The sequence below is a fragment of the Xenorhabdus thailandensis genome (genome assembly GCF_037996785.1).
Taxonomy (GTDB): Bacteria; Pseudomonadota; Gammaproteobacteria; order Enterobacterales; family Enterobacteriaceae; genus Xenorhabdus; species Xenorhabdus griffiniae.
Map to the genome: position 1 here is coordinate 511,314 of NZ_JBBMXF010000012.1, position 17,757 is coordinate 529,070.

A 17,757-nucleotide genomic window follows, 5' to 3' on the forward strand; every position below is an offset into this window, starting at 1 on the left:
GTTGTCCTCTAAGTTGTCCATGATATAAACAAAATATTATACGTTAGTTGAATATAGTTAAACCGTCATATACCAATTGCCTTTCAAGATGCGTCTTATATCTCCTCGCGTAGCGGGGGAAAATATAAACAATCATATTGACTTGCAAGCTGCAATTGGACGTTGGATTGGTATATGGATAGTTTAGCAGGCAAAATCTTTCAAGAATCGTTACAGATCAATGAAATAGTAATGAAGTATTAAGGAGAGAACATGAAACAGGTGGTTTATACAGCCAGCCCAAATAGCCAACAAATTCACGTGTGGTCGCTGAATGTAGCAGGGGAACTTGTGCTTCTCCAGACCGTAAATGTGCCCGGTGAAGTACAGCCAATGGTTGTCAACCCTGATGGTAAACACTTATATGTAGGAATTCGTCCGCAATTTAGTATCGTCACCTATGCAATTGGGGCAGATGGACGTCTTGAACAGCAGGCTATTGCACCATTGCCGGGTAGCCCAACGCATATATCTACTGACAGAGCAGGGCGTTTTTTATTTTCTGCATCTTACAGCTTTGATAACTTAAGCGTTCATCCTATTGATCAAAATGGGATCGTTACAGCACCACATCAAATTGTAGAAGGCCTGCAAGCGCCACACTCTGCCAATATTGATCGGGAAAATTGTCAACTGCTGGTTCCCTGTCTGAAAGAAGATCACATTCGTATTTTCAATTTAGATGAGTGGGGCTATCTGACAGAAAGCCGGACAGATGAAATAACGACAGCAGTAGGTGCCGGTCCACGTCATATGGCATTCCATCCGGAAAAACAGGCTATTTACTGCATTAATGAGTTGGATTCAACCGTTGATGTTCTGCGTCAATGGGAAAAATACCGTATCGTGCAATCAGTTGATTCGCTGCCAACAGATTTTTCCAACGTTCGGTGGTCGGCAGATATTCATATCACACCGGATGGCCGACATCTTTATACCAGTGAACGTTCAGAAAGCCTGATCAGCCATTTTCGCGTTTCAGAAGATGGTTATCACCTGACATTAGTTGGTCATTATCCGACAGAAACCCAACCTCGTGGTTTTGCCATCGATCACAGTGGTCGTTTCCTGATTGCATCAGGACAGAAATCAGATCATATTTCTGTATCACGCATTGACGAATATTCGGGGGAATTAACGCAACTGGCGCGTTATCCGGTTGGTAAAGGCCCGATGTGGGTGACGGTATTAGCGCTGTAACCTTGGGCTTCCAGTCACATAGCTTGCTATGTGACTGGAGAATACGCCTTTGCTACTTAAGATAAAAAATTAATGCAATTTATTGTTGGATTAGATTAAAAGAGCCGATACCAGATAAAACAATAGGGTATGTAATTAATATGTGATTCTGTTGTACAGAATATAAATCGCCCAAATAAACATTTCCTTTTAAAAGACGTAATATAATATTTCTTGGGTAAATATAAAGTTGAATATTTAATGGCGCGTTGATAATGGAATAAGGGTATTTTACAACGCCACCAAGATGAATATTATTAAAATTCAGTAGTGGTGTATTATGTCCTCCCTGAATATAGCCATTGAAATTGGTTTTTTTACCTATATTTGGCTGATGCCCAATAATAGCCGAGTTAGATGATACCTGGATAAAAGGATAATTACCATATTGATAATATGTATTAATGTTAAAATGCCCACTGATAAATTCTGTTTGTTGCAAGACAGGGCTGGTTAATGTATCTGGTTTAACTGTTTCTGCAAATAAAGGAGCTAATTCAGGTTTTTCTTTTACCAGAATTTCATAATGTGAAATTTCTTGCTCATATCTGTTTTTAGATAGTTTAAATACATCCTGCATTTCTTCATTGGAAGGGGTGATCAAATTTTCTGTATTCATGATATTTTCCTCTTTGTTTAAATGAGTGTGGTTACGTCATGAATATACCAAATAACTTATTTCTAGGTGACGAAATAACCTCTGTTTTTGTCATTAATATTTATCAGTGATTGACGTTTGGAAATGCATTTAATATGTTTTTTTATTAGGGATATAATAATCAGGTTTATTTGTTTCAGTCATATAATGAGATATACCAATCTAACTTAAAAATGTTTTTGATTTATTTCTGCTAAGCGGAAATAAATCAGGTTTCATATCGTGTTGTAAATTGCGATTTGAAGTTTAATGCGTATAAATAGCTTTCAAAATGATAGGAGTATTCCTTACCCCGCGCACCGCGCGGTAAGGAACGCCAACATCTGATACTTTCAGTATTATGAAAACCTGTTTATATGACCGGATATATTTTTATTTAATTTATTGTACCCGCAATGGCCTTTGTCAGCTTTGTTAGCTGTTCTGTTTGAATAATATAAGGCGGCATCAGGTAAATTAACCGGCCAAATGGCCTGATCCATACCCCATGTTGGACAAAATGGCGCTGTAATGAAGCGACATTTACGGGCTGTTTCATTTCAACCACACCTATCGCGCCTAACACCCGAACATCTTTGACTAAACTATGTGACTTGAGGGGAAATAGTTCTGCTTTTAATTGAGTTTCAATTGCTTGAATACGTTGTTGCCATGGGCTGTCAGCGAGCAATTTCAGGCTGGCACTGGCGACGGCGCAAGCCAGAGGATTACCCATAAAAGTTGGGCCATGCATAAAACAGCCCGCTTCACTTTGACTGATAGTTTCAGCAATATGGCGGGTAGTCAGTGTTGCGGACAATGTCATATATCCCCCCGTCAATGCCTTGCCTAAGCACAATATATCTGGCTCAATCTGCGCATGTTCACAGGCGAATAACTTGCCAGTTCGCCCAAATCCGGTAGCAATCTCATCTGCAATTAACAAGATCTGATATTCATCACAAAGCTGACGAACCTGACGCAGATATTCAGGATGATAAATTCGCATCCCGCCAGCCCCCTGAACAATAGGTTCTAAAACCACAGCGGCTACTTCATCATGATATTGCAGCAATAATTGTTTCAAAGAAGCGATATCTTCTGCTTGCCATTCATCACCAAACTGGCATTGCGGAGCATCGGCAAACAGATGATTGGGGAGATAGCCTTTGTACAGATTATGCATGGAGTTGTCTGGATCGCAGACAGACATAGCCCCGAAAGTGTCGCCATGATAACCATGACGCAGAGTCAGGAAACGATGGCGTTTTTTCCCTTTGGCCTGCCAATATTGCAATGCCATTTTTAGGGCGACTTCGACGGCGACAGAGCCTGAATCCGCCAAAAAAACACACTCCAAAGCATCCGGCGTCATCGCCACTAATTGCCTGCACAGTGCAACTGCAGGAGGGTGGGTTATGCCACCAAACATAACATGGGACATCTTATCGATTTGTGATTTTGCGGCTTCATTGAGAGCAGGATGATTATAACCATGGATAGCCGCCCACCATGAAGACATACCATCAATCAATGTGCGACCGTCTGATAAAACCAATTCTACACCTGTGGCTGATACGACCGGATAGGTGGGAAGTGGATTTGTCATTGAGGTATATGGATGCCAAATATGGCGCTGGTCAAATTCAAGATCTGAAGGAGTCATAATAACTTTAATGTAAACCTTTTTTAGTTCATTTTGGTTGACATGATAGCGAGGCTATTTAAACTGACAACATTTTTTACATCGGAGATGTTATTGTGAGCGAGCGTCAACAATGGACTATCAAACAAACACAGGCGTTGTTTGATAAACCTTTTTTTGAATTATTATTTCAGGCACAACAGGTACACCGCGAACATTTTGACCCACAACAAGTACAGGTCAGCACTCTGCTTTCGATCAAGACGGGTGCTTGCCCAGAAGACTGTAAATATTGTCCGCAAAGCTCCCGTTACAAAACGGGCCTGGAAAAAGAGCGGTTGATGGAAGTGGAAAAAGTCATTGAATCAGCGCATAAAGCGAAAAATGCGGGTTCAACCCGTTTTTGCATGGGGGCGGCCTGGAAAAACCCCCATGAACGTGACATGCCGTATTTGGAGAAAATGGTCAAGGAAGTCAAGGCATTGGGAATGGAAACCTGCATGACGTTGGGTATGCTGAACCACTCTCAGGCACAGCGTTTGGCAGAGGCAGGTCTGGACTATTACAACCATAACTTAGACACCTCGCCAGAATTTTACGGCAATATCATCACTACTCGAAGTTATCAGGACAGGCTGGACACGTTGGATAATGTCCGCAATGCGGGCATTAAAGTTTGCTCTGGCGGTATCGTTGGGTTGGGAGAGCAAATTCGCGATCGGGCAGCATTATTGGTGCAATTAGCAAACCTGCCTAAGCCACCGGAAAGTGTACCAATCAATATGCTGGTAAAAGTAAAAGGGACGCCACTGGAAAACAATGAAGATGTCGATCCTTTTGACTTTATTCGTACCATTGCGGTAGCACGGATCATGATGCCAAAATCTCACGTCCGTTTATCCGCTGGACGTGAACAGATGAATGAACAAACTCAGGCTATGTGCTTTATGGCGGGGGCTAACTCCATTTTCTACGGCTGTAAGTTGCTGACAACACCAAATCCGGATGAAGATAAAGATCTGCAACTGTTCCGCCGTTTGGGTATCAATCCTCAACAGACAAAGACGGCAATTGGTGACAATCAACAGCAGCAAAATTTGACAGAAGCCATCCTTCATAATGCTGATAACGAACAATTCTATAATGCGGCAATATGATGAGCTGGTCAGACTTTTTCTCCCGGCGTTTGGCCGAACGTCGGGGCACTCCGCTGTGGCGTAACAGGCAAGTCCATCACGGATCTGATGGACGTTTATTATCTACGTCGGACGGCCAATATCTTAATTTTTCCAGTAACGATTATCTTGGGCTGAGCCAACATCCCAAGATTATTGCTGCCTGGCAACAGGGTGCCCAGCAATATGGTGTAGGCAGTGGCGGTTCAGGGCATGTTACGGGCTACACTGCTGCACACCATACTCTGGAGCAACAATTGGCTGAGTGGTTGGGATACTCTCGTGCTTTGCTTTTCATTTCCGGCTATGCCGCTAATCAAGGGGTAATTGCGGCGTTGATGGCAAGGGAAGATCGCATTATTGCCGATCGATTAAGCCATGCGTCTTTGCTCGAAGCAGCAATGCACTCGCCCGCCCAACTGCGGCGCTTTCTGCACAATGATATGGGATCTTTGCAGCAACATATGGCAAAAGCATGTCTTGGTAAGACGCTGGTAGTCACGGAAGGTGTTTTTAGCATGGATGGCGATTATGCACCGCTTGACGCTATTGCGCAGCAAGCGAAATCTACGGCGAGTTGGCTGATGGTGGATGATGCCCACGGTATCGGCATTCACGGAGATGAAGGACGTGGCAGTTGTTGGATGCAAAATGTTAAACCAGAGATTCTAATCGTCACCTTTGGCAAAGCATTTGGATTGAGTGGCGCCGCCGTTTTATGTGATGAACAAACTGCGGAATACTTGCTCCAATATGCCCGGCATCTGATTTACAGTACCTCAATGCCTCCCGCGCAGGCAGTGGCACTTTCCGAAGCCATACGGCAAATCAAGGCTGGGGATGAGTTGCGTCAGCGGTTGCGAAACAACATTCGTTACTTTCGCCGCGAAGCACAGCATCTGCCTTTTGCATTGATGAATTCAGAAACGGCCATCCAGCCATTAATTGTGGGTGATAATGAACGTTGTACCGCACTGTCTCATGCGCTTAAGCAAAAAAAAGTGTGGGTTAAAGCGATACTTCCCCCCACGGTTCCCCCTGACAGTGCACGATTGCGTATTACATTGACAGCCAACCATACACGGCACGACATTGATGCATTACTGGAGGCATTGCATGGATCTGGTTGTTAAATCTGTTGACAAGCAAGCGATTGCTGGTGCTTTTGGACGCGCGGCTGCCAAATATGACACAGTGGCTAAATTGCAACAGCAAACCGGTGAATATTTGCTGGGATTGGCACAAGCGGAAAAGATTGGTGGACGAGTACTGGATGCGGGGTGTGGAACCGGTTTTTTTAGTGCTCGTTGGAAACAGTTGGGGAAACAAGTGATCGCCCTGGATTTGGCTTCCGGTATGTTGAGCCATGCAAAGGAACAACAAGTTGCTGATTATTATTTGCAAGGGGATATCGAACATTTGGGGTTAGCGGATAACAGCGTAGACCTCTGTTTCAGCAATCTGGCGGTGCAATGGTGCAATGATTTGCCAAGCGCCTTGCGCGAATTTTATCGTGTGACTCGTCCTGGTGGATTGATCGTATTTTCCACGCTTGCACAGGGTTCACTGAATGAATTGGCCACTGCTTGGGCGCGAGTGGATGATTATCGACATATTAATCATTTTCTGCCATTGCGAGCAATTACCCAGGCATGTCAACCCTACCGACATAAAGTCATTAACCGGCAATATTACCAGCACTATCCACAACTGTTGCCCTTACTGAATTCTCTAAAAGGGATCGGTGCAACACATCTGCATTATGGCCGCCAGCAGGGATTAATGACAAAAAAACGTCTAACAGCGCTTGCTGAAGCATATCCACGGAACAATGGGGATTACCCATTAAGCTATCAAATTGCTTTTGGAGTCATTTATTGTGACAAATAAATATTTTCTTACAGGAACCGATACCGAAGTAGGTAAAACAGTGGTGAGTTGTGCTTTACTTCAAGCCGCTAATAAGAAGGGATATTTGACTGCCGGTTATAAACCTGTGGCATCTGGCAGTGAAATGACGAGTGAAGGAATACGCAATAGTGATGCACTGGCCTTGCAACGTAATAGTACGGTGCCACTGACTTACCAGGAAGTGAATCCATTGGTATTTGTGGAACCGACATCGCCACACATTGTCAGTGCGGAACTTAATCAGCCAATCGATTTTTCCGTTTTATCAGCAGGCTTGGCCGTTTTGGCAAAAAAATCTGACTGGGTTTTGATTGAGGGCGCGGGAGGATGGTATACGCCATTATCGGAAAATACGACGTTTGCTGATTGGGTGATTCAGGAGAACTTACCGGTAATTTTGACAGTTGGTGTCAAATTGGGCTGTATCAACCATGCGGCATTAACCGCAAAGGCTATTCAGTATGCGGGGTTAAAACTGGCAGGCTGGGTTGCCAATGAAATTGAGCCTGCCGGTAAACGTCAGGCTGCTTATCTGGAGACATTGGAGCACATGATCCCCGCACCTTTATTGGGCGTTATTCCTCATCTGAGTGAATCATGTGATAAAAATCACATAGGAAAATATATTACTATTGATTCTTTGGTTAACTAATTGTTTACTGTGGGTTAGTTAAAGTCAATGCTGACTGTCGTTCTTTAGTCATTGTTCTCAGGCAGAGGATATTTTATTTCGACAACCATTGAGCTATTTTTGATCAAGAAATCGCGTGAATCAATCTCAAAGCAGTATAAAAATATTCCACTATTGAAAAAATTTATAAGTGGGGATAACTCTGCAACTGCCCATACCTAATAGCTTTTGCTGAGTTATCCACTATTCCTGTGGATAACCTTGTGTATTAGTTTTAGAAAAGTATCCTCATGCAAGGCCATACGCGGCTTGCGCCAGATTTGCTGTTATTCTCTACTTGTATTTTTTTATAATCAAAATCAATATGTTAAATAAAATCAATTCCTTTTTGCATCTCTTTGCTATTCAGTGCTTTATCATTTCAGTTGTTAATACAAAAATAGGAAAAAGCCAGATCATTATCTGGGGATAAAAATAGTCATCCTTGATGTTAAACAAAAGTTAATACCATAAGATTAATAACATCCGGGCAATAACATTATTTTGCCAAACTGACTTGAAGCTGGTTTTTTATCCAGTATGATAAAAAGAATTTTGTCGATGTATGGATGGCGTGGGGAAAATGAGCAAAGAAACAAATAAGGTATTTAAGTTATATTCTGATTTTAAACCGGCAGGCGATCAGCCATCGGCTATCAGACAGTTACAGGAAGGGCTGGAAGATGGACTAGCCCATCAAACACTTCTGGGGGTAACCGGCTCGGGTAAAACTTTCACCATTGCCAATGTTATCGCAAACTTAAATCGACCCACTATGATCCTTGCCCCCAATAAGACATTGGCAGCTCAGCTTTATAGCGAAATGAAAGCGTTTTTCCCTGAGAATGCAGTGGAATATTTCGTTTCCTATTACGATTATTATCAACCAGAAGCCTATGTGCCCAGTTCTGATACCTTTATCGAAAAAGATGCTTCAGTGAATGAACATATCGAACAGATGCGCCTGTCCGCAACGAAAGCCTTGTTGGAACGCCGTGATGTTGTGGTGGTGGCTTCTGTCTCCGCGATTTACGGTTTAGGTGATCCTGATAGCTATTTGAAAATGATGCTGCATTTAACCGAAGGTATGTTAATTGACCAGCGCGCTATCTTGCGTCGTTTAGCCGAACTGCAATATACCCGCAATGATCAGGCATTCCAGCGCGGAACATTTCGGGTACGTGGTGAAGTCATTGATATTTTTCCCGCAGAGTCGGACGAACGTGCTTTGCGTGTAGAATTGTTTGATGATGAAGTCGAACGCCTTTCCCTGTTTGATCCGCTGACAGGGCAGGTCGAGTACCATGTGCCGCGTTATACCATCTATCCCAAAACCCACTATGTTACGCCACGTGAACGTCTCCTCCAGGCGATGGAGGAGATCAAACTGGAGTTGGAACAACGGCGCAAGATCCTATTGGCGTCAGACAAATTATTGGAAGAACAGCGTGTTACCCAGCGAACCCAATTTGATCTCGAAATGATGAATGAATTGGGTTACTGCTCTGGTATTGAAAACTACTCCCGTTATCTGTCCGGCCGTTCTGCCGGTGAACCCCCTCCAACGCTGTTTGACTATCTGCCGGCGGATGGCTTGCTGGTGGTGGATGAATCCCACGTTACTATCCCACAGATTGGCGGGATGTACCGAGGAGATCGCTCCCGCAAGGAAACATTGGTGGAATATGGCTTCCGTTTGCCGTCAGCGTTGGATAACCGTCCATTGCGGTTTGAAGAGTTTGAGGCGCTGGCACCACAGACCATTTATATTTCAGCCACTCCCGGCAATTATGAATTGGAAAAATCCGGTCATGAAGTTGTTGAACAAGTTGTGCGTCCAACGGGACTCATTGACCCTGAAGTTGAAGTTCGCCCAGTGGCAACCCAAGTAGATGATCTTCTGTCTGAAATCCGTATCCGTGTGGCAAACAATGAGCGCGTGTTGGTCACCACCTTAACCAAACGGATGGCGGAAGACCTGACTGAATATTTGGAAGAGCATGGTGAGCGAGTGCGTTATCTCCATTCTGACATTGATACTGTAGAACGGGTGGAAATTATCCGTGATCTTCGTCTCGGTGAATTTGATGTTTTGGTTGGCATCAACTTGCTGCGCGAAGGCCTGGATATGCCGGAAGTTTCCCTGGTGGCAATTTTGGACGCGGATAAAGAGGGTTTCCTTCGTTCGGAACGTTCCCTAATCCAAACCATCGGCCGTGCAGCACGTCACCTGCATGGTAAGGCCATTTTATATGGCGACAAAATAACGGATTCGATGGCAAGAGCTATTGAAGAAACAGAACGCCGTCGAGCCAAACAGCAGGCATTTAACCAAGAACACGGCATCGTACCGCAAGGTTTAAAGAAAAAAATTGGTGACATCCTGAAAATTGGCCAGCCGGTTAATGGTAAAGGGAAGGCTAAAGGAAAAAATAAAGTTACTTTAGGTACAGATGATTACCGCAACCTGTCAGCGAAAGAGCTGGAGAGAAAAATCCGTGAACTGGAAGAGAAAATGTACCAACATGCACGGGATCTCGAATTTGAACAAGCAGCCAATATTCGTGACCAGGTTCAGGCATTGCGGACGCAATTTATTACTAATTCCTGAAAATTTATGTGGGCCATCGTGACTGGTTAATTGGTCTTTTTCAGACCGATTAACAGGTCTTTGGGGAGGGTTTATGGCTGCTATCATAAAGAAGACAAACTCCATTATTTTAAATAGAGTTTGTCAGTGGACTGAAATGCTAACCCAATTTTTGCAGAGTATGCTCAATTGCCTGGCGCAATAATTCACGGTCGTGACGGTAAGGCACATCCTGCGCTTCTAAAACCTGTTGTGTCACAACGCGGTCACTGAAAGGGCTGATATCAGTACGTGGGCCGACAATAAGCGCATTAATCATCCTGCGGCCAATCTTATTTTCCATGATTGCCAGTTTATCTTTTAATGATAAATTGGCAGCAGCGTGGCTGAGTTCTTTTCCTAAGTTACCGATATAAATCATGTTTGCATTACTGCGCCGTAAGGATTGGGTTAAATCTTCCAATAGCAACAACGGCATCAGGCTGGTGAAGAAGCTGCCAGGGCCGATCAAAATCAAATCTGCTTGTTCAATGGCATCCAGTGCTTCTTTAGTGGCATTGACATGAGGGTAAAGCAATAGTTCCTGTGGAACGCAATTCAGTTGATCGATATTCACTTCACCATACACAGTATTGCCTTGATCATCGACAGCCATCAAATCAACCGACTGCTCTGACATCGGAATCAATTGTGCATTGACTTTCAGCAGATTGCGGAGCAAGTTAATCGCCTCAAGAGGACGGACACTTAAATGATCCAGGGCTTTCAACATCAGGTTGCCTAAATTGTGGCCAGATAATTCGCCGTTGCCACTAAACCGATATTCAAACATGGCAGAAGCAATGGTAGGTTCCGTGATTAACTGATTGAGACAATTGCGCATATCTCCCCACGCAATTCCACCTTCTGAACGTCGTATTCTGCCGGTTGAACCCCCATTGTCCGTTGTCGTGACAATGCCTGTCAGGCGTGCGCCAAGGGAAGAAAGGGAAGACATAACACGTCCAAGTCCATGGCCGCCGCCAAGGGCGACAACGCGATCTAAATCAGCTAATGTGCGATTTCGCATAGGATTCCTGTTACTGCTAAATGTAGGGGCTTTAATAAAACGCATGTAATTTATCACAAAATATGATGCTGTCAGAAATTGATGTGGTTTTATGCGATCATTGCGAATGATTGCCTGGAAACATCGTAGAGAGCTGATGTATGGTGATTAGTTAACTCTTTGTATAATAAGATATATATAACATCGAGGATTAGCTTTTTATTTTAGGTTCATATAAAATTTAACTGATATTAACTCCTAGCCTCTGTGTCTAAGTCGCTGTACCAGATTGATATGATGCTTTGGCCGTGACTCCTGAGTCACCAGGATGCCAGGTAGAAATGCCGGCATCTCCCGTATTTGGAAGGTGTTATTGTGGAACAACTCGTAGATGTATTCTCACGCAAGTTCTATTATTTGAGATTGTCTATTACTGATGTGTGTAACTTCCGTTGCACCTATTGCCTGCCTGATGGATATCAGCCTCATGGCCATAAATCATTTCTTTCCCTGCCAGAAATTCGTCGTATTAGCCGGGTATTTGCTGAACTTGGCACAGAAAAAATCCGCCTGACAGGGGGAGAACCCACCATGCGCCGTGATTTTTGCGACATCATCGCAGCGGTTCATGAAAATCCGCAAATTAAAAAAATTGCTGTTACAACTAATGGTTACCGTATGGAGCGGGATGTCTCCCAATGGAAATCAGCTGGCCTGACCGCGATTAATGTGAGTGTTGATAGTTTGGATCCCCGCCAATTTTACGCCATTACCGGACAAGATAAATTTTTCCAGATTATGCGTGGTATTGAGGCAGCTTTTGAGGCGGGATTCAACGTAGTGAAAGTTAATGTCGTATTGATGAAGAATGTGAATGATACTCACCTGCCTGCTTTTCTTGATTGGATTAAACGTCGTCCTATCCAGTTGCGTTTTATTGAACTGATGGAAACGGGAGAAGGCAGTGACATTTTTCATCGACATCATCTTTCTGGGGAAGTGATCCGTCATCAACTGTTACAACAGGGATGGCAACAACAGCAACGTGCGCGTAGTGATGGACCGGCTCAGGTTTTTCGTCATCCCGATTATCAGGGAGAAATTGGCCTTATCATGCCGTATGAAAAAAACTTTTGTCAAAGCTGCAATCGTCTGAGGGTATCTGCAATTGGCAATCTCCATTTATGTTTGTTTGGTGAGCAAGGCATTCCATTGCGTGATTTATTGTCTGATGATGCATCACTGGGTGCCCTGAAATTGCGTATTCAAGGTGGATTGCGCCATAAGCGCGAGACTCATTTTTTACATCAAGGGGATAGCGGGATCACCCCGAACCTTTCTTTTATTGGCGGCTAGCTTGGTTGCAAGATTTATGTTCAGGAGCAAAGAATGTCTCAATTAACCCATATTAATACTGCGGGTGAAGCTCATATGGTGGATATTTCTGCCAAAGCCGAAACAGTGCGTGAAGCACGGGCAGAAGCCTTTGTTGAAATGCAGGCTGAAACCTTGGCCATGATTATCACAGGTGATCACCACAAAGGGGATGTCTTTGCGACCGCCCGTATTGCAGGTATTCAGGCAGCGAAACGGACGTGGGAATTGATCCCGCTTTGCCATCCGCTGCTGCTGAGTAAAGTGGAAGTCCGGCTGGAAGCACAAACGGAACATAGTCGGGTTAGGATCGAGTCCTGTTGTCGCCTGGCGGGGAAAACAGGTGTGGAAATGGAGGCTTTGACGGCGGCATCTGTGGCCGCTTTGACCATTTATGATATGTGCAAAGCGGTTCAAAAAGATATGGTCATTGGGCCTGTGCGTTTGTTGGAAAAAAGTGGTGGTAAATCAGGCAATTTTAAGGTGGAGTCATGATAAAGGTACTGTTTTTTGCTCAAGTCCGCGAATTGTTGGGAACGGATTCACTTGAGCTATCTAATGATTACTTAACTGTAGCGCATCTTCGTCACGCACTGACTGAAAAAGGGGAACGATGGGCGCTGGCACTGGAAGAAGGTAAGGTGTTGTCTGCCGTAAATCAATCTTTTGTCCATGCTGAACATGCTTTGAAGGACGGTGATGAAGTGGCTTTTTTCCCACCTGTTACGGGGGGATAAAAATGGAAAATACACGGATCAGTGTCCAGCAGGAGACATTCAGTGTTGGGGAAGAATATCAATGGCTCTCGCAATGTGATGAAGATGGTGCTGTTGTGACTTTTACCGGCAAAGTTCGCAACCATAACTTGGGAGATAATGTTAACGCCCTGACATTGGAGCATTATGCTGGCATGACAGAAAAAATGTTGCAGAAAATTGTTGACGAAGCCCGCCAACGTTGGCCTTTGCAACGAGCCTGCATTATTCATCGCATTGGCGAATTGTACCCAGGGGATGAGATTGTATTTGTTGGTGTCACCAGCTCTCACCGCAATGTAGCTTTTATGGCGGCTGAATTCATCATGGATTATCTGAAAACTCAGGCTCCATTTTGGAAAAAGGAATCGCTTGTCGAGGGCGAACGCTGGGTAGAAGCAAGGCAAAGTGACCAGAATGCGGCAAATCGTTGGCAAAACAGTGTTCGGTAGATCGTTCTGCGGACTATCTCGAAAACTGGACAAATAAACAATATGTCACTGAAATTGCCATTAATTGGCGGATGGTTTTATTAATGTTCTATGCTAATGTATAACTTTTGAATAGATTGTTTATTTTTAAACATTCTTAATCCTTAAACATTGTTATGAAAAGGTAATCATCATGGATCGATATCAACGTTCTAATGATTCGATTGTCCAGAAAGCGGGTTCTGGTATACAAACATACATGGCACAAGTCTACGGTTGGATGACTTGTGGCTTGCTATTAACTGCATTTGTTGCATGGTATGTGGCAAATACCCCTGAAATTTTATACGCCATTTTCAGTAGTTCTATTGTTTTCTATGGCTTAATCATTGCACAGCTTGCGTTAGTTTTTGTGCTGTCTGGTTTGGTGCATAAAATGAGTGGAGCACTGGCGACAGGGCTGTTTATGCTGTACTCCATGCTAACGGGGCTGACACTTTCCAGTATCTTTGTGGTGTATACCAGTAGCTCTATTGCCAGCACATTTGTTGTTTCAGCGGGGATGTTTGGTGCCTTGAGCGTTTATGGTTATACCACTAAGCGTAGTCTGAGTGGCTTGGGTAGCTTCCTGTTTATGGGGCTAATCGGCATCGTTCTGGCTTCTTTGATAAACATCTGGCTGAAAAGCCCGGCATTGATGTGGGCAATCACTTATATCGGTGTTGTGATTTTTGCTGGTTTGACGGCATACGATACCCAAAAACTGAAAGAAATGGGTGAACAATTGGATGTTAACGATAAAGAAAACCTGCGTAGGTACTCAATTACTGGTGCGCTGACTCTGTATCTGGACTTCATTAACCTGTTCTTAATGTTGTTGCGTATTTTGGGTGATCGCCGATAATTGCTGATGCATTAAATTAAAAAACCCTGCCTTGGCAGGGTTTTTTAGTGGTCATTAATCAGTTATCTATGACAATTGACATTGATAATGTTTATACACATTAAACTTTAAGTTGCAATTTACAACACTCTATGAAATCACACGCATCTTGAAGTTAGATTGGTACATGACTAATTATCTACAGTGTACAGTGGAAACATCATAGAGACATAGATAACAATCGAACAGCGAACCCAATCAACACAACGCCCATGATTCGTTCAAACCAATAGCCTTTCTGTATGAATTTATTACGAATCAATACATTCGAGAAAATGATACTAACCAACACAAACCATACAGCATTGACTACACACATCCATACACCATAGAAAACCTGTATCAGAGTAGGTGTATTACTACTCACTACGGTTGTGAAAACAGCCAAAAAGAACAATGTTGCCTTAGGATTAAGGGCATTAGTCATAAACCCCATCAGAAATGCTTTCCATCTACTCTGTGAGGTCAAAATAATTTCTTCACCTTCTAAGGTATCCAAATTAGCAGGCTTAGTCCTAATAAATTTGATACCAAGCCACGTGATATAAATTGCACCAACGAGTTTTGCTACTTCTAACAACCACGGAGTGGCATGCATTAATGCACTAACTCCCACCAGTGTATAGATAACATGTATTGATATTCCTGCTCCGATACCTACTGCCGTACATATACCTGCCCAACATCCAAATCTTATACTCTGCCGTATAGTTACCGCAAAAATATTTCTTACCTGGCGCGACTACTGCCAGGAAATGAATCACAGCCAGTCCTAAAAATTCTCCCCAATAGTTAGACAGCATATCAACTCCAGAATGACAATGGATTTTCTGTTCCACGATAGCCTATAAAACAAGACAGGCTCAAACGTAGATCATCGACGCCAGCAGTCACAGAATGCATACACCGAGAGTTAAAGATCAAAAGATCACCCACATCTGGTCGAATCTCTAGTGCTGGTTCACCAAGCAAAGAAGGCTCGATCCCATAACTATCACCACGCATAGCATCAAATTCTTCTGGAAGAAAGTTCATCTTTCCAAATTTGTAAGGCTCCGCCTTCTCTGGGCATAGAAAGATAAACATTAGCTGCAAACTGGGCTTGAAGACTCTTAGCTCTAAAGCTATCAGGAGCATCTTTAGCAAAAATATCATGGTGTGCAAGAAAAGTGACCCCTGGTATAACTACCCTCGACAATCCCACATACATTTTCTTGCCATACAGTGTTTCAATTTGGGCTCCAGCAGGCCAAAACCATCTAAATGCATCTCAGTTTATCTATTGCGAATAATAAGGTGAACAACGTTGTCGTAAGTCATTAATGTTCTGGAATACACTTTCAAAATAATCTTCTACACGCTGTGGTTTATTCTCAGCTTCATAAAATGCCATTCCGATTCGCCCTATGCTCGGTGCATTTAAATATCTATCAAATCCATGCCCTAATATTTTTTCCCCTAACTGTTCAGCTAACAAATTAGGCACAAATTGTTTTACACGTATAACTAAACTTTCTTTCTCTGCAAGTTTTTTTAAACACGCGGCATCAAGGCAATCAACTTCTATAATCATAATGTCTTTTTCTTTTATTTACTGATGATTTTTATAAAAAACATATTAAATTGTTAGGGGCTGTGGATGTTTTGTGAGGGGAATTGGAACGGCATGATGATTTGGTATCCTTGTTTTCGCCAAAAAACCGTTACCTTGAGAACATCATGCCAAGAACTATGTTACCAGCTCCTTTGTGGAATAAGCTATTTTTATTCATGCAACAAAATGAGCTTATCTACAATAAAGAGGAACACCGACTGACTTTCGAAGGCATTCTTTACCGGATGAGAACGGGTATTCCATGGCGTGAATTGCCGGATGAATTTGGCAAATGGAACACCGTATTCAGACGTTTTAATGCTTGGTCAAAAAAAGGCATTTTTGATTTATTATTCAAAATGTTGTCTGAAGACACGGATACTGAATGGTTGTTTATTGATGGCAGTATTATCCGTGCACATCAGCATAGTGCGGGCGCCGCCTCAGAGGAGAATGAGGCCATAGGTAAAAGTTGTGGCGGACTCTCAACCAAAATCCATTTAGCCGTAGACAGTTACGGTTTTCCTGTCCATTTTGAGCTTTCCGAGGGACAAACACATGATATCGTTCATGCTGAAAGTCTCCTTGCACAATCTCCAACTTCAGATTTTGTTATTGCGGATAAAGGATACGATAGTGAAGCTTTCAGGGAAATCGTCAAACGAAAAGGCGCGACACCGGTCATTCCCTACCGGAACAATAGCCGAAAATCGGATAAAAAGATTGATAAGGGTTTATATCGTTATCGTCATTTAGTGGAAAATGCGTTTGCCAGAATCAAGCATTTTCGTGCAATCGCAACAAGATACGATAAATTAGCACGGAATTATGCCAGTATGGTGGCACTGGCATTTATCATCGTCTGGCTACCCATGTGGTCAGAATAAATGATGAACACAAAACGTCAACAGACTCTAGACTACATCATAATTTACTATTAGATTGTCCTTCTTTATTTTAATCTCCTGCACTTTAATATTTCCTAATTCTCCTAGAGATGTCACATGGGTACCACCACAAAGGTAGGGCGTAAAATGACCGAAACTCACTTCTCTAAATCCATCATCTCGTTGAACTACTTTGCACGGTAGATCCTGTTTAATATAATTTTCACATATCGTTTGAATATGCTCTTTCGACACACTTTGAGCATTCACACTCGGCTTAAATACTATTCTCCCTTCACCCGGCCAATGATGAGCTTTAATTGGGTGCCACATCATACCTTCAACGACATGTCCAATAAGATGCCCGGCAGAATGCAGCCGCGAATATAATTGGCGTCGTTCAATATCAATACGAGCAAAAGCATTTCCTAGAGCTACAGGTTCTGTAGTTAAATGGACGATGTCACCATCTTCCACTGTCACGTGAACTACCTCTACTTCATTAAGCCAGCCTATATCACTAGGTTGCCCCCCTCCTTGAGGATGAAATATAGTAGACTTTAACCAAGTGGAATAACGCCCATCATCACGAGGAATACAGCCAATCACTTCAACATTATCGGTCAGTGCTTGACTCGATAAATAATTACGCTCTGTCATATTTTATTCCCAGATATTATTACAATTTAAATATATACCAATCTAACTTCAAGATGCGTGTGATTTCTCCCTGCGAAGCGGGAGAGAAATCAGGTTTCATATCGTGTTGTAAATGGCAACTTGAAGTTTAATGTGTATAGCTTGATAATAATTTCAATT

19 protein-coding genes and 1 riboswitch are annotated in these 17,757 nt (G+C 43.0%); of the genes, 12 read left to right on the forward strand and 7 right to left on the reverse strand.

Translation table 11 applies throughout. The features are described 5' to 3' along the window. Positions 1 to 252: 252 nt before the first annotated feature. Positions 253 to 1,239, forward strand: a complete 987-nt coding sequence (gene pgl, locus AAC853_RS12585; protein WP_340614744.1) for a 6-phosphogluconolactonase — start codon at positions 253 to 255, stop codon at positions 1,237 to 1,239. Between the two features lie 79 nt (positions 1,240 to 1,318). Here the strand turns inward: pgl and AAC853_RS12590 are convergent, their stop codons facing one another. Continuing rightward, positions 1,319 to 1,897, reverse strand: coding sequence for a hypothetical protein (locus tag AAC853_RS12590; RefSeq protein ID WP_340614745.1), 579 nt, complete (start codon positions 1,895 to 1,897; stop codon positions 1,319 to 1,321). A gap of 415 nt (positions 1,898 to 2,312) precedes the next feature. Continuing rightward, positions 2,313 to 3,581, reverse strand: coding sequence for an adenosylmethionine--8-amino-7-oxononanoate transaminase (gene bioA, locus AAC853_RS12595; protein ID WP_340614746.1), 1,269 nt, complete (start codon positions 3,579 to 3,581; stop codon positions 2,313 to 2,315). 95 nt (positions 3,582 to 3,676) lie between these two features. Here bioA and bioB point away from each other — a divergent pair, with 95 nt between their 5' ends. The 5 genes from bioB to uvrB all read left to right on the forward strand — a co-directional run bounded on the left by bioB (position 3,677) and on the right by uvrB (position 9,927). Next, a complete protein-coding gene (gene bioB / locus AAC853_RS12600; protein WP_340614747.1) occupies positions 3,677 to 4,717 on the forward strand; it encodes a biotin synthase BioB in 1,041 nt (346 codons plus the stop codon). After that, positions 4,717 to 5,868 carry an 8-amino-7-oxononanoate synthase gene (gene bioF, locus AAC853_RS12605; RefSeq protein WP_338885590.1) on the forward strand — a complete coding sequence of 384 codons (1,152 nt, stop codon included), beginning with the start codon at positions 4,717 to 4,719 and terminating at the stop codon, positions 5,866 to 5,868. The genes bioB and bioF overlap by 1 nt, the downstream gene beginning before the upstream one ends. Next, positions 5,852 to 6,625, forward strand: a complete 774-nt coding sequence (gene bioC, locus AAC853_RS12610; protein WP_338882842.1) for a malonyl-ACP O-methyltransferase BioC — start codon at positions 5,852 to 5,854, stop codon at positions 6,623 to 6,625. The genes bioF and bioC overlap by 17 nt, the downstream gene beginning before the upstream one ends. Next, a complete protein-coding gene (gene bioD / locus AAC853_RS12615) occupies positions 6,615 to 7,298 on the forward strand; it encodes a dethiobiotin synthase (protein ID WP_340614748.1) in 684 nt (227 codons plus the stop codon). The genes bioC and bioD overlap by 11 nt, the downstream gene beginning before the upstream one ends. 601 nt (positions 7,299 to 7,899) lie before the next feature. Beyond that, positions 7,900 to 9,927 carry an excinuclease ABC subunit UvrB gene (uvrB, locus tag AAC853_RS12620; RefSeq protein WP_340614749.1) on the forward strand — a complete coding sequence of 676 codons (2,028 nt, stop codon included), beginning with the start codon at positions 7,900 to 7,902 and terminating at the stop codon, positions 9,925 to 9,927. 139 nt (positions 9,928 to 10,066) lie between these two features. Here uvrB and yvcK read toward each other — a convergent pair whose 3' ends face one another. Beyond that, on the reverse strand, positions 10,067 to 10,975 hold the full coding sequence (yvcK, locus tag AAC853_RS12625; RefSeq protein ID WP_338803215.1) for a uridine diphosphate-N-acetylglucosamine-binding protein YvcK: 909 nt from the start codon (positions 10,973 to 10,975) through the stop codon (positions 10,067 to 10,069). Positions 10,976 to 11,197: 222 nt separating this feature from the next. Further along, positions 11,198 to 11,340: riboswitch (molybdenum cofactor riboswitch) on the forward strand. Between yvcK and moaA the strand changes: the two genes are divergently transcribed. The 5 genes from moaA (at position 11,327) to AAC853_RS12650 (ending at position 14,418) form a co-directional block, all read left to right on the forward strand. Continuing rightward, a complete protein-coding gene (gene moaA / locus AAC853_RS12630) occupies positions 11,327 to 12,310 on the forward strand; it encodes a GTP 3',8-cyclase MoaA (protein ID WP_340614856.1) in 984 nt (327 codons plus the stop codon). Its footprint overlaps the riboswitch before it by 14 nt. A 33-nt stretch (positions 12,311 to 12,343) precedes the next feature. Next, entirely contained in the window at positions 12,344 to 12,823 is a 480-nt protein-coding gene (gene moaC, locus AAC853_RS12635; RefSeq protein WP_340614750.1) for a cyclic pyranopterin monophosphate synthase MoaC, read from the forward strand. After that, positions 12,820 to 13,065: a molybdopterin synthase sulfur carrier subunit gene (moaD, locus tag AAC853_RS12640; protein ID WP_189758147.1), complete on the forward strand. Its 246-nt coding sequence runs from the start codon at positions 12,820 to 12,822 to the stop codon at positions 13,063 to 13,065. The genes moaC and moaD overlap by 4 nt, the downstream gene beginning before the upstream one ends. A gap of 2 nt (positions 13,066 to 13,067) precedes the next feature. Further along, positions 13,068 to 13,535, forward strand: coding sequence for a molybdopterin synthase catalytic subunit MoaE (moaE, locus tag AAC853_RS12645; RefSeq protein WP_340614751.1), 468 nt, complete (start codon positions 13,068 to 13,070; stop codon positions 13,533 to 13,535). 172 nt (positions 13,536 to 13,707) lie between these two features. Beyond that, a complete protein-coding gene (locus AAC853_RS12650) occupies positions 13,708 to 14,418 on the forward strand; it encodes a Bax inhibitor-1/YccA family protein (RefSeq protein WP_193849044.1) in 711 nt (236 codons plus the stop codon). Between the two features lie 199 nt (positions 14,419 to 14,617). Here AAC853_RS12650 and AAC853_RS12655 read toward each other — a convergent pair whose 3' ends face one another. The 3 genes from AAC853_RS12655 to AAC853_RS12665 all read right to left on the reverse strand — a co-directional run bounded on the left by AAC853_RS12655 (position 14,618) and on the right by AAC853_RS12665 (position 16,030). After that, positions 14,618 to 15,181: a LysE family translocator gene (locus tag AAC853_RS12655; protein WP_340614857.1), complete on the reverse strand. Its 564-nt coding sequence runs from the start codon at positions 15,179 to 15,181 to the stop codon at positions 14,618 to 14,620. An 80-nt stretch (positions 15,182 to 15,261) separates the two neighbouring features. Beyond that, complete coding sequence (locus AAC853_RS12660) at positions 15,262 to 15,492, reverse strand: 2OG-Fe(II) oxygenase family protein (protein WP_340614752.1); 231 nt, start codon at positions 15,490 to 15,492, stop codon at positions 15,262 to 15,264. Between the two features lie 244 nt (positions 15,493 to 15,736). Beyond that, positions 15,737 to 16,030: a hypothetical protein gene (locus AAC853_RS12665; RefSeq protein WP_340614753.1), complete on the reverse strand. Its 294-nt coding sequence runs from the start codon at positions 16,028 to 16,030 to the stop codon at positions 15,737 to 15,739. Positions 16,031 to 16,176: 146 nt separating this feature from the next. On the opposite strand from AAC853_RS12665, the gene AAC853_RS12670 reads away from it, so the two are divergent. Next, positions 16,177 to 16,938 carry an IS5 family transposase gene (locus AAC853_RS12670; RefSeq protein WP_340613431.1) on the forward strand — a complete coding sequence of 254 codons (762 nt, stop codon included), beginning with the start codon at positions 16,177 to 16,179 and terminating at the stop codon, positions 16,936 to 16,938. A gap of 27 nt (positions 16,939 to 16,965) precedes the next feature. On the opposite strand, the gene AAC853_RS12675 is transcribed toward AAC853_RS12670, so the two are convergent. After that, positions 16,966 to 17,598, reverse strand: coding sequence for an alanyl-tRNA editing protein (locus AAC853_RS12675; RefSeq protein WP_338882830.1), 633 nt, complete (start codon positions 17,596 to 17,598; stop codon positions 16,966 to 16,968). Positions 17,599 to 17,757 lie beyond the last annotated feature (159 nt).